Genomic DNA, 13,269 nt, shown 5'->3' with positions numbered 1-13,269 from the left:
CGTTATCACCATTCGAGCTCGGTTTGGTATCTGCGCCTTGACCTTGCGCGGCATTACCAGCATTAGCAGGTGTTGTCACGCCTTGGTCACCGTTACCGACAGGTGCGTTATCACCATTCGAGCTCGGTTTAGTATCTGCGCCTTGACCTTGCGCGGCATTACCAGCATTAGCAGGTGTTGTCGTGCCTTGGTCACCGTTACCAACAGGTGCGTTATCACCATTCGAGCTCGGTTTGGTATCTGCGCCTTGACCTTGCGCGGCATTACCAGCATTAGCAGGTGTTGTCACGCCTTGGTCACCGTTACCAACAGGTGCGTTATCACCGTTCGAGTTCGGCTTGGTATCTGTACCTTGGCCTTGCGTAGAGTTACGTGCATCAAACCCAGTTTTAGTATCTAGCTTTTGAATTGCACTCTCAAGACGTGCGCCTGCATCTTCCATACCTGGAGTCGCCTTAAGCGCCTCTGCAGCATTAACTAAACCGCCTCGCATTTGCTCATACTGCTTCATCTGCTCAACGCTTGTTGTCTCACCAGTGCCAAAGCCCATAAAACCATTTTTTTGTTCTGAACCGGACATTGCAGTATCGATGTTAGCCTTGTTCAATGCAGAAACATCTTTGCCACTAATGGCGTCAGAAATAACTTGATTCCCGACTTTGCTTAACTCGTTATAGTTGTCGCTGCCATTAATACCATCACGGTATGCACTGGTCGCAACGGATGCAGTATGTTCATCCTTTTTCGACTCCATGAACTGTTCAGCCTGTTCAACTCTAGAGCTTAAAAGTTGATAGTCAATTGTAGCGGTCTGCCCTTTATTCTCCATCTCGCTCATGATTGCTCGACCACCAGCAATATCGTTCTGCAACCGGTCGAATGCTGCTTCCTGTACCTTGTGGCCATACTGGTTAGCACCCTGCATTCCACCAGTATTAACATTGAAGCTACCCTCCGCAGCCTTTATCGGGTCATACTTATCATTCGTAGCCATTTGAAGGCCGGCGTTTGCCTGAGACAATGACAGCTCACCGCTATTAACTTTGTTAGCTAGTCCCGATAAGACATCTTTATCAATGCCAGATACGCGTTCCATAGCTGTGTTCACGGAGTTGACATTACGTTGCATTGTGTCAGCAAGAGCAGCATCTTCTTTATCACCGGTTGCACGTAGTCGAGCAATTTCAGTTTCTGCGCCTTTAGCCGCAGCTAATGTCCCTAATGCTTCTTTCCTTTCTTGGTCGGTAGCATCAGATCGCAATCCATTAGACACGCTCTCAACCAAATCAGAATGTTGAGTTTTAGAATCCTGACCAGTAATTTTTGCTGCAATATCATTACTCACACCTTCATTAGCGGCCAACCTTTTAGTTGCTTGCTCCTGCTTAGTTCCATACATAAGTTCATTCGCACTTTTTGCAAAACTCCCAACGCTTGGTGCCGCAGCTCCTACAACTTGACCTGCTTGTACATTGCCATCCGTTAGAGGCTGAACAAGTTTTGGCACCTCTTTTTGGGCAGCACCTGTTCTGTCATCAGCCTTCTTAAGAACTTGGTCTGCTTCGTCTTTCTTAGTTGGATCAGCTGCAACCGTTTTCTGAACCGCATTCTTATTTTCTTCATGGGTCTGAGATGGGGTTGTTGTTGCAATTACGGCCTGCTGACTTGCAACTGCAGCGACCGCACCAGCGCGACCTTGTTGATTAGCAGCCACGACAGATCGTTGAGTTGGACCGCCAGCTTCTTTTGCCGTTTGGGGGGCTTTTGTTGTTAACGGTGCTTCTGCAGCTGCCCCAATTGATCTAATATCATTTGCCGCTGCCGCCCATTGTTTTACACCGCCGCCGACATTTTCATTTAACGTATCAAGGTAATTGGCGCCAGCTTGGTAACGCTGGCTACCACTATTCTTCATGATGTCTTTCATAGCTGCATCCGCATAACGACCTGTCGCAGCCATTCTTGCCTGTAGAGATTTATCGCTACCAACATCATTCTTAATAGCCTTGTCATATTCTGCAGCATATTGGTCTGTTGTCTTGAACTGACTAGCCATACCTTTTAGCGAAGCGCCATCATTTGTGTTTGAGAAGGCTTTAAGAGCTTTCATATCCCCATTTAAGCCTGGCTCGTAGCCTCCTTGCTTCTTAAAGTCATCAAATTTTTGGCGTTGCTCTGAATCCATTGAACCTAATGCTGTTTTTTGTGCTACACCAGCTAGCAATGAACCATCTGCGAATTTTTCATCATTCGTATTATTTGATGCAGTTGAGGTAACACCTGCTAAGTTATAACTAATACCAGACGACATTCCTGCTATAGCAGCTTGAACGCGTGATTCCTGCTCCACTTGTTTCTGAGCTGATGTCCATGCTTTACTTGCTTCAACAGCTTGTGAACCAGACTCGCCAAAGCCAGCATTTTGCCCAGTAGAGCGTGAAGTCGATAAGGTTTCAGCTTTAGACAGCATCGCGCTACCACTTTCAGTATTGGCAAAGTTCCAGTTGTCACCTGACTGAGTAGTTTTCGAAGCTACATTACTAATTGCTGAGTCTAGTTTAGACTTGGCATCAATACCCATTTCACCTTTGACTGCTGCACCAAATTTTGCACTTACCGCACCATCCTTACCAAACCCAAGAGCTGCTGCAGCCTCAGCTTGTGCTTTAACACCCATACCACCTGACAATGCCAAACCGAGAGTTTTAGCGTCTTGCGCTGTGAACTGACCTGTCTTCATTAAAGTGTTAGCGTAAGAGTTGGCTCGAGCAATACCTTCATTCTTGGTTGCGGCTTCTGTTTGAGCTGCCGTTGCATTTTCACCGCCAACTGTCATGTTATTGAACATTGTCTGGTGAGCATTATTTAGTTTAGTGCCCTCAGAAGACATTAGTTCTTGAGCTCGTGCTAATGACTCAGTAGAAGTACTATTCAAATCTGTTTTCGTATTGTTTTGAGCCATACCTATTGGGGCAGAATTTGAACCATTATATGAACTAACAACACTCCCTGTACTGGAATCATAGGTTTGACTGTTGTGACCAACTGAAACCTTACCTGAATCAGCCGAACCTACAGCTTTTGGAGTTGCTACTGAGCCTTCGCTACCACCGCCTTTAGATGCACTGTTAGATAAGTTGATTGCGGTATGAACCGAACCGTATAGAAGCATTAAACTCAATGCAGGTACCATTGTTTGTAATGTGGCACCCATTGCTATGAATGACTCTAGTTCAGTAAAACTTGTGTTATAACCTGCCCACGAGAATGCATCGTAACTAGTTGAGTTAAACGATGCATTATTCATTGCATTCTGCAGGTACATATTCACTCCTACCTGCAAAATTGGCCAAGTATTAACCCAAATCAACAGAAAGAAATACTTGATGACCATTCCCATACCTTTTTCGCCAAAAGCGACTACAAAAGGCATAATAGGGCCAATCAGAAATACAAATGCTTCTATGTACGTGATAAGCGGGATCGCCATTTCTGACCATAAGGAATACTGAACGGCAGACGAAACCCTGCGTTGGTCTATTGCTTGGAATTCAGCCTGGCTCGCCATTAATTCAGCTTCGCTTGCCCAAGGACTGCCTGCTTTAGCCTTTTTCCAATGGTACTGAAGAATTTGGTTAACTTTGATTTTCCATGCATCAATGTTTACATCAGATAGCATGCTTTGACCTTCATTTAACTGCACCTCGTCTGCAGTACCTCTCATTGAGGCAGTATGTTCAGCAACATACTTCCAATCCGTTCCAATCGCAGAAGTCAACTTAGTATAAGCATCTCCACAACCCATTATTTTCCAGCCTTGACCGGCATCAACGTTAACTTCGGTAGTCCATCCATTATAAGTAACTTTCATTGCATCCCATGAGAATGGGTAAGTCGACATCGCTTGTTCGTTAATTTCTTGTGAACCATTTTTCAAATAAAGGTCTTTTAGCACGCAATTTTTCATATAACCTTGAACTGATTCAGAAAGGTCAGTTGCTGTACTACCCGAAGCTATAACAGCAGTAGCACTGTATGCTTGATTAGCCTTAAATTCATCGATGTCGCCTGTGAATCGCATTTTCATCAATTCACGTAATGGCTCTAAGCCGTTACCAGCCACTGGGACTGAACTTGGTTCATCGCTGTCAACTCCTATCATTGCACGATAACTACCGGTTGCCGCGCTTCCGGGTACATAAGTTGTGTGGTAGAACTCTCGCAAACTATTGGCCATCGTATATCCGAACGTAGTTGCAAGTGTTCCACCTAGTGCAATACCAACTGGAATATCAGGCATTGCATCAGCACCACCATCGGCATGAATGAGCGTGACAGGTACGGATTTTCCGAAAAGGATCAGAACTAGGAAGAAACCGATAAAAAACTGCTTGAATTCGATTTTTCCAGGGTTCCAAATACCGTTCCAAAAAACAGAAAGTAATCCGAGCATCAAACCAATTTTTGCAATCGAAATAGCGCCTTGCTCGAAAGCATGGGATAACCCAAGAAGCGCAAGTCGCATGAAGCTAGGGTCACCCATAGAATAAATTACAAAACCTGACATCCCTACACTCCACTCGCTGCCATTGCTTTAACTGCCTCAGCTAAAGTTTTATAAGTATTCATTAGATCATTAGCTGATTTTATTTCATCGCGTTTTTTCGTCTGGATGTCATCAATCTGAGATTGGAATTCGATCATCCTTCCTTTCAAGAAATCTATTAAGTTCTGGGTTGCTTTAGCGTCAGAAGTAGCACTCAATTCCGCTTTTTTGAGGATTTCTTGTAATTGGTACATCAAATCTTGTAACGACTTTTCCGCTACACGATAAGCTACTAGATTGGCTATCGCTTCTTGAGCACCATCATCTTTACCCGTCATAAATAACCATGTCATCATCGGAACATCAGCATTTTCTACAAACTTCTGCTGCTCACTTGTCAGGTTTTGTTTGGTTAGAATGCGTTTACGGATGCCTACTTCTGAACCGTCACCGTTTAACAGTTTAAGAGCTCTTGGATAAATCCCTTCCCACTCTACTTTTGCTGCTGAACCTGATTTAATTTTCGTACAAGGGAGACGGTTATCGATTTTAGTTTCACTAGTATCACATCTAAGTAATTCAATCTTTTCACCTTCTTTGTTATAAAGAAGGTCCTCTGCAGAAACTGTTTTTGCGTATGGAGTGGTTTCAAGTTCATCACCATCACCAACGGTAATGACCTTTGTACCAATTAACGACATAATCAGTTCTTGAATATCGTCTTTTTCCCAGCCTGTAGCAAAACTCCATTGATCAACTTTTGCAGCACCCAGTGCATCCCAAACGATATTCCCTTTAAGGCCTGGTACTTTGACAGATTTAGCGTCTCCATCTTCTGAACGTTCAGAGAAAAAGTCACCCCAACTACTCATGGCGTCAACTTTTGTTTCAGCATATGAACCTAATCGTTCTTGCCAACCATCTTTGTTTACAGTATCAGTAAGAGACTTTGCCAAACCTTGGCCAACTTTCGCTTCACTCAATGCATCCACAGTATCCTGACAACTCATACTTACTAAGTCATTAAAGTCATCAAGCTTATCTTGAATCCAAGCCATACCTTGAGCACATGATGGACATATGGATTCAACTGCCAAGTTAAATGCATAGACAGCCGCACCAGCAGCTATCGAACGGCCCATTTGAACAAGTTCCTCCTTCTTGATCAGCGATATTGAACCCGCAAAAAAATCAATTCCACCACACCCGGCATTCATGCTAGGCGCTTGAAAATTAATAACTTTTGGCTGATACATAGAAAATCTAGCACTAAACGTACCGAAGGCTACACCGTTGCGTTTCTGTGATTCATACACTTGAGAACCGGTTGCAGTGGTCATCATCCCGAATATTTCTTTTAAGGGGTCACCAGCCAAGGTTTGGCTAGGCATTAGCATAGAAAAGCTTAATGCTGTCGATGCTAATAACAGTCTTTTCTTACTATTCATCACGGTGTCACGTCCTGATTAATATTCTGGATGTCCTTCGTTTGGTCATATTGCTTTTGGAATTTGGCGCGTAGCTTGTTCGCTAGGTAATCTGGGTCACTGAACACTTTGTCTGGGTCGACTGTTAACTGGCTCTTAGTTGCGTCATCCAAGAGGATTTCACGAACGTCTTGTGTCGCATCATATTGTTCGCCGGTAATCCACCCTTCTTTGCTTGCTAACATGATGGTTCGACGCATCAATTCATCTGGCGCGGTAAGTCCAACGGCCAAGTTATGGAATTCACTGCCATCTTTCGTAACGAGGTAAATTGTGGGTGTAACCATGACCTGGAGTTTCTGTTTTAATGTGCCTGGGTCAGTTACGTAATCTGGAAATTCGTTATTAGGCAGCGGTCGGCCGTCAAGTGAGATCGCAAGTATGTCTATACCTGTTTCCATCTGCAGACGTTTGAGCATAGGTGCTTCTTTCATGCAGTAAGTACATGTAGAAGAGAAGAAAAAGAAGAACCCGACCTTATCTGCTAACTGTTTGATCAAATCACTTCGATTTTGTTTAGCCGCAATTTTTTGGTCTACTAGGGCAACTTGGTTCTCTGGTCGACGCAAAGTTTCATCCAAAGGCACTTCAAACTTTGATACTTGTTGTGCGACAGAGGCAAATTTCGAACTTTTATCCATCATGATTCGCTGGGCATAGAAATACCGCCTAACGTTTTCATAGGTTGGATTATCGATCGCTGAATCGCGTAATTTAGGTAAGTTCTCTCTAAGCCATGCAACATTGACAACTACTTCGTTGTTTTCAGTTGCTTCTTTCTTTGGCTTAGCTTCTTGTTTTGTTTCAGGTGCTTTTACTGGTTCTTTCTTAGGTTCTACCTTTATTTCTTGCTCAGGTTCCGGTTCAGGCTCATACCAAAACCAACCTTCACTTTTACGGTTATAGAAGGAGTCAGATGTATCGCTATTAGCAAATGCATTCGACGTATAAGCCGTCGTCAGGCAGACAGCCACAGCCAAAGATAAGATATGTTTTTTCATGCAATGAATATTGCAGGATTGGAATAGATTGCGTGTCGATTAAGTGGGTCTTAGTAGGCACACTTAATCGATATGATTTTGATAGCGTGGTAGCGCTAAAAGCGCTGGGTAGGAATAGGTATATTACTGAGGGTAAGTCGTAGAGTTAGCTTTCTTTTCAGCCATATCAAGCATAGCTTTTTGAGCGATAAAATATTTTCTAACGTTTGCTTCCGTTGGATCATCTATAGCTCTTTCACGAAGGATTGGTAGGTTATCTTTAAACCAAGCTTCTGTAAAAACAGATGGCAGTTCTAGATCGCTTGGAGAATCAACCGTTATCTGTTGTTCAGTTTCAATTGTAGAACATGAACATAGTGCAATTGCCAACAGGATTGGAGTTGTAAATTTGTTAATCATATTTACCAATGGGATTATTTAAAAGAATTACTGATGACTAACGCTTACCTTTACTATACAAGGTAGAGTCCTTTTCACAGAACGGGCATAGATTGTAGTTTCTTTCTGAGTGAAAGATATAATCTATCCCACATTTGTTGCAGACTTTTCTTGTGAAAGTACCATCCTTCAAGTACTCGAAAATATGATAAATTCTATTAATATCCATATACTGATTGTTATACACAACCAAATATGTACGCGCTAAAGACAGCAATTCAGTTGGCGTAGGTGGACGATGAAAGTCTGAATTATCAGGTACTGCATTGCAGTAATTACGATATACAATGTTTGCATGAACTCGGTGAACAACATGAGTAGTCATCCATCCAGAACCCTTACGAAACTTCCCTAGCTCTTTGTTAATCGATTTCTCTAGTCGTTTATCAACAACAAAGAATTTTTTCAGTACACGAGTATTAGCACCGAGTCTTGCCATTTGGTAAGAGAGTTGCTGTTTTTCGTAATAAATATCTGGTTCCCAACTTTGGGTTCTACGCTTCGATGCAGCACTACTCACAAACTACCCTCTCGCCTTTTTCAACGGAGTGGTAGTCAAACCAGAAGTATTAACGGGTCCACTATAAGCGTTGATGTGTGCAGCCGTGTTGTGAAACTCGTCAGTATTAGATTCTAACGAATCAAGAAGAGCTGTCATTGGACTTGCGCCGCGTAAAGTATCCTGGCCTTTAATCGTCAAGATTGGAGGGCAAGAATGTAAAGCGACCTGCAGATCATATGTTGACGTTTCTGCTAATCTACGTGCTTCTGCCGTGGAAATCTTAAACAATGCTGCCACACTGATAGGGTCAACACGCGCTAAATCTCGCATTGACATGATATATGCGGTCTGTGAATCCTGAATCGAGCGATAACTGTTATTGTCTAGTATTCCAATTTCCATTGAACGGCAGCCTTTAAAACGCAAATCATTAAACATGTAGTAGTATGATATGTCTGTTTGCTCGTTCGTTCAACAATTTTCCCTGTTGGTTATATACAATGAGTATTGAAAGGGTTAGCCGTATCCTAAATTACGTGGTGTTTCGTGAATTTTATTAAGCGCAGGATCTGTTTCTATCCAATTAACATCTGATTGATCTGCGAAAATATAATCGTCATGAAGCTTATCGATCCTTGCATAATTCCCTATTTCCCGGCGATTTGCATAGGTAACAACCTCACAAGAATTTTGCTCAGATGGCAATCTCTCCGTATTTGTAGAACGAACAGTGTTCGCAGTAGGTACACGCTTAGCGACCTCTGCTTCGACCGACTTCTTATGAGAATTTCTCTTACGCATTTGATATACATTGGTAGTTTTCCCTGCTGGTAACAATACTGGTATTGAACCACCACGAGGCAATGTGATTTTGTCTACAAATCGTAATACACCGTGTTCTAATAGCATTTGAGTATACTTTTTAGCTGTATTTCGGTTGCCTATACCACACCAATAGCACGCAAAGGTTAAGCTGAATGCAGTTGGGTCATCAATCTGATCGATGAAAGCTCGTTTACATTGTAATAGCTCTTTAAAACCAACATACAATCTTTCAGCTGACTTAGCATCAGTTGGCAACTCAGGTAAATCTGTAACTGGTTGAGGGATAATCAGCCCTGAATCTATCAATAATCGAGTTAACCAAGCTTTGTGCATACCAGATTTAAACTCTGTCTGAGGTATCCGACGACCACACTTCATCATTGCAAAGATATGCGCCAAATCGAACTTAACAGGGCCTGAGCTTAAAGTGGTCTCATGAACTTCATTGAAAGCAAAATATACAAGCCTTGTTGTATCTGAAAGAAGGCCAAGGCTGCAACTTGGTTTTCTATCTTCTACACCCGGAATTACAGACGAAAATGATTTGGAATAGTTTGATTTGGAACCAATACCCTCTACCGGAAGACCCATATACTCTGCTGCGCGAAGCCATGTTCCCGGATGCGAGAGTAATTCATCGAACTGCTCCTTAGTAAATGGCGCCTTAAGAGCTGGTGGTACTACAAAACCATTTGCAGAGCCATTACTAGAGGCTTTTCCGAACTGGCAAGGTAATCTATCTTTCGAACATTCACTTACTGAACTTAAGGAAACGTATCCTCTGTTCACTTTCTTTTTAGTTTTTATTTTAGGTTCTTTAATTGCTATATCTTTACCGTCATTGAATGTAGAGAATACAAAGTCATTTAGTACATTTACTGATGGTAGGTAGAAAAGCCTATTAGCATTAGTACAAGTTTGATCAATTTCAATGTTAAAGCGTTTAGCTGTTTCAACGTATACCTTATGAAAATCTTCTGGTTGTATTGGATTTGATGGAAATAGGATTACCCTCCATCTTGGTGCTTCATAGGTAGCACTGTATGTTGAATGGATTATATGAGCATATCCTTCAAGCTTACTTTCGAGTTGGCTTAAAGTGTAAGTGGTTGTTTTACAATCTACATCATAAACGAGAAGTGAAAGTTGTCTCACTTCTTCTATCGCTTTAGTTTTTGGTGAGTTAAATGTTCCTGGAATGTATGCAGGAACAGATTTATCTGTAGCTTTTTGGTGATGGGTTAAGATCTCCACAAGTTGAGCTTTAGTTAATGCCAACTCTTCTGTATGTAGATCGCGTTCGTCATCAACAAATGTTAATGGGTATGTTTTCTCTATAGCCTTTAAAAAGGCGTGTTTAGTCCCTGCCATAAGACACTCTTTTTGAGTGCATCCATAGTTGGGGACATTGACCTAATTATGATAGCTAGTATAATTAGGGGTGAAGGGCGTCCTCCAAACTTAATTGGATGCTTGAAGGATAGAGATTGCAGTCTTTATCCATCACAATATTTAATGTTGTAATGAAGCTGTTAGCCTTGCAGGGCTTTCAGCTTTTTTTTTACCATCGTTATGGTTTCAGTTGTAGAAACACATAATTGCAGTTATGTTTTTGAATCTACGAACTTATTAGATTTTAAGTTGATCTTGTCAATAGATCAACGATCTACTGATCATAATGGATCGTGCTGTAACCTATTGTTTATACGATAGATTTAATGAAAACGGCTAGATCTCCCCATATTTCCTTGATCAATTATCAAACTTTCAATACCGATCCGAACTTTCAGTACCGTTTTGAACTTTCAATACCGTTTTTGATCGTTTTTTTGTTATTTTCAAGTTTTCACGTTTACTCTTTTTTCATGAATGCGCGTAATTTTTAGCCATAAAAGGATGCTTGATTTTTTAATGTTTTAATAAGTTGTTGATTAAAAAGAAAAATTCTTTTCTAAAGACTATTTATTAAAATCATCTTTCCCGATTTAGGTTCAATTTATTTATTTTAATTCACTTTATTGGCCTTTAAATGCGTAGTGAATCCGTAAAATTTTTAAAAGTATGGAATCGTACTGGGCTGATATTGTAGTGATTTAGATCTCATTCTGAAATCTGTTGATTTATATACACTAATTATCAGATTCCCCTCCCCTATCCTATTATTGTTATGGTTTAGAGTTTTTATCCCTAGAAACAGTATTCGATAATACTTTTTGTACCGTTGATGCTCTCTAAAAGTTTCGCTGGTAAGTGACGACGTAACATTTGATTTTTATTACAAAACACTACCGTTTCTTCGCTCTAATAATTAGTAATTTTATTGTTTTCATAAAAAAGGTTGGCATTAAGGCCAACCTCGTTTATCTATTATTATGAATCGTTTAAAGGTACAGATTTTTCAGTATTAATGATGAAGTATCTATTTCTGGCAGTAACACGAACTGGCCATCTTCAAGTGACACCCTTATTCCACTTATGCAAGATGTCTCTTTCAATGCTATCCCCTGATTGTTATAGATGGGTTCGTACTCTACATCGATAACTTCAACTTCTCTATCAAGACTCTGGTCATACTCTTTTACTGACGCTTTAATCGCATGATTTTTTAGTATCTCGCTAAAGCTTTTCTTAAATTCCGTGATTGATAATTGTGGTGCTGTTCGGTCTTTAAGTTCCAGCCAATCTATTATTGCCATGCCTTTTTCACTGAAATAGTTTGATGTCCATAAATTAAATCCAAACACCAGACTATTCGATGTGGTTAGTGCATTTGAATACACTCGGGTCAATTCATGTATTGCCTCGGTGTTTCCGTCTATTTGTCTTTTTATTTGAGCAATAGTTTCTGGTGGGAATTGTAATTGCAGCACAATTGATCCTGGTGCTTCACTGGACTCTCCTTCGACTCTTAATGTCAGCATGTTTAGGTGCAAAGCAGAGTTGCTTGTCATCCCATATCGATGAAGAAACCATTTTGGTAGCTGTCGAATATGGAATGTTGTACCAGACAACCTCCTTATTGCTGTTAGTGCTGAGTTTTTATGGCCTCCGGTCTTGGGTAGCCTCAATGAGTTCAAAATTGCATTTAGAGGTATATTATAGGTTTCTGTAACTAACTCATCATTTTTAATTCTTTCTTTAATTATGTTTTCAAGGACAGTTATTGTTCCTATGTAGTATTTTAAATCGAATAGTAACGCTATTCTTTCACCCTTACCGGAACGTGTTTCTACAGCAACTCGCTCTGGTCCCCACAAAACATGTGATTCAATTTTAGTTGCATTTCCCTTGCGGTTAAAACGTAAAGCACCAAATAGTACAGTTGTTATTAGGTCGCAAAATGCTATATCTGTCAGCTCATGTTGGTTTATTAAATCTACATCTTCAATTTGTACTATTGGACGCGTGTCATTCTGTTTACTGTCTTCTTCTACCAATTTCTCGAATACAGCTGATAAGTTCGGTTGCTTAAATACGTAAAGCATACCTCTACGTCTATTTATTGGATCAGTTGTACAGGTGACAGTTTCAACTACTCCTAACTTTTCTAATTCCTTTAGATAGCTTCTTATAGTATTGACTGATAAACCAAATGAGTCTGAAACCTTACTAAGAGATGTTATTGATTCTTTTGAGCGCTCGCAAATATCGAAAATGGCATTGACCATTTCTCTTTTTTTAGGAGCTACACCTACCGAGGGTAGGAAGCGGTTTACTTTTAGCTGGAGCTCAGCATCTTCAAATTTCACTAGTGGAGCGCTTAAACCTTCTTCTTCATGAAGATGTATAAGGTCCAATGCGTCTGTTTTATTTGTTGCCATTTGATAGCTCTCTATTGCTTTGTTGTATAGGTGGCTATACAGGTTTTTGATAACCACAGTACACCGAAATCGTTATTTGACGTTAGGATTACCCTAAATGTCTCCCACGTGGGAGACTTTAGCAAAACGCACTATTTATCTATATCTATCAATAGGTTAGGTGCTATTTTAATTTTTAAAAAATTAACGCTGAGCAGTACTGCCACACTCGTTTCAGAGTGAAATGTCTCCCACGTGGGAGACTTTGGCAAAACTCGATATTTACCTATATCTATCAATAGGTTAGGTGCTATTTTAATTTTTTAAAAATTAACTTTGACCAGTACTGCCACACTCGTTTCAGAGTGAAATGTCTCCCACGTGGGAGACTTTGGCAGAACGCGCTATTTATCTATATCTATCAATAGGTTAGGTTCTATTTTAATTTTTAAAAAATTAACTCTGACCAGTACTGCCACACTCGTTTCAGAGTGAAATGTCTCCCACGTGGGAGACTTTGGCAAAACGCGCTATTTACCTATATCTATCAATAGGTTAGGTGCTATTTTAATTTTTAAAAAATAAACTCTGAGCAGTACTGCCACACTCGTTTCAGAGTGAAATGTCTCCCACGTGGGAGACTTTGGCAAAACGCGCTATTTACCTATAT

At 40.7% G+C, this 13,269-nt stretch carries 7 protein-coding genes; all 7 read right to left on the bottom strand.

The annotated features are described in order from the left end of the window. Positions 1 to 4,567: conjugal transfer protein TraG N-terminal domain-containing protein (locus R7Z50_RS15100; protein WP_318149138.1), on the bottom strand; the 4,567-nt coding region annotated here is incomplete at its 3' end. Positions 4,568 to 4,569: 2 nt separating this feature from the next. After that, complete coding sequence (locus R7Z50_RS15095; RefSeq protein WP_053410902.1) at positions 4,570 to 5,994, bottom strand: conjugal transfer protein TraH; 1,425 nt, start codon at positions 5,992 to 5,994, stop codon at positions 4,570 to 4,572. Next, positions 5,994 to 7,034, bottom strand: coding sequence for a conjugal transfer protein TraF (gene traF / locus R7Z50_RS15090; RefSeq protein ID WP_053410901.1), 1,041 nt, complete (start codon positions 7,032 to 7,034; stop codon positions 5,994 to 5,996). The genes R7Z50_RS15095 and traF (R7Z50_RS15090) overlap by 1 nt, the downstream gene beginning before the upstream one ends. A gap of 123 nt (positions 7,035 to 7,157) precedes the next feature. Next, complete coding sequence (gene traF, locus R7Z50_RS15085) at positions 7,158 to 7,433, bottom strand: conjugal transfer protein TraF (protein WP_053410900.1); 276 nt, start codon at positions 7,431 to 7,433, stop codon at positions 7,158 to 7,160. Between the two features lie 562 nt (positions 7,434 to 7,995). After that, a complete protein-coding gene (locus R7Z50_RS15080; RefSeq protein WP_258520394.1) occupies positions 7,996 to 8,310 on the bottom strand; it encodes a hypothetical protein in 315 nt (104 codons plus the stop codon). Positions 8,311 to 8,490: 180 nt separating this feature from the next. Next, positions 8,491 to 10,170: a hypothetical protein gene (locus R7Z50_RS15075; protein WP_053410897.1), complete on the bottom strand. Its 1,680-nt coding sequence runs from the start codon at positions 10,168 to 10,170 to the stop codon at positions 8,491 to 8,493. Between the two features lie 1,010 nt (positions 10,171 to 11,180). Beyond that, on the bottom strand, positions 11,181 to 12,620 hold the full coding sequence (locus R7Z50_RS15070) for a hypothetical protein (RefSeq protein WP_053410896.1): 1,440 nt from the start codon (positions 12,618 to 12,620) through the stop codon (positions 11,181 to 11,183). Positions 12,621 to 13,269 lie beyond the last annotated feature (649 nt).

The sequence above is a fragment of the Vibrio sp. 1249-1 genome (genome assembly GCF_033340495.1).
The sequence above is the reverse complement of the archived record's forward strand: the minus strand, read 5'-3'. Positions and strand labels throughout refer to the sequence as shown.

Excerpts from the sequence above, each read along its gene's own strand:
- R7Z50_RS15075 (WP_053410897.1), bottom strand. The coding sequence starts at position 10,170 with ATGGCAGGGACTAAACACGCCTTTTTAAAGGCTATAGAGAAAACATAC.
- R7Z50_RS15070 (WP_053410896.1), bottom strand. The coding sequence starts at position 12,620 with ATGGCAACAAATAAAACAGACGCATTGGACCTTATACATCTTCATGAA.
- traF (WP_053410900.1), bottom strand. The coding sequence starts at position 7,433 with ATGATTAACAAATTTACAACTCCAATCCTGTTGGCAATTGCACTATGT.
- R7Z50_RS15095 (WP_053410902.1), bottom strand. The coding sequence starts at position 5,994 with ATGAATAGTAAGAAAAGACTGTTATTAGCATCGACAGCATTAAGCTTT.
- traF (WP_053410901.1), bottom strand. The coding sequence starts at position 7,034 with ATGAAAAAACATATCTTATCTTTGGCTGTGGCTGTCTGCCTGACGACG.
- R7Z50_RS15080 (WP_258520394.1), bottom strand. The coding sequence starts at position 8,310 with ATGTCAATGCGAGATTTAGCGCGTGTTGACCCTATCAGTGTGGCAGCA.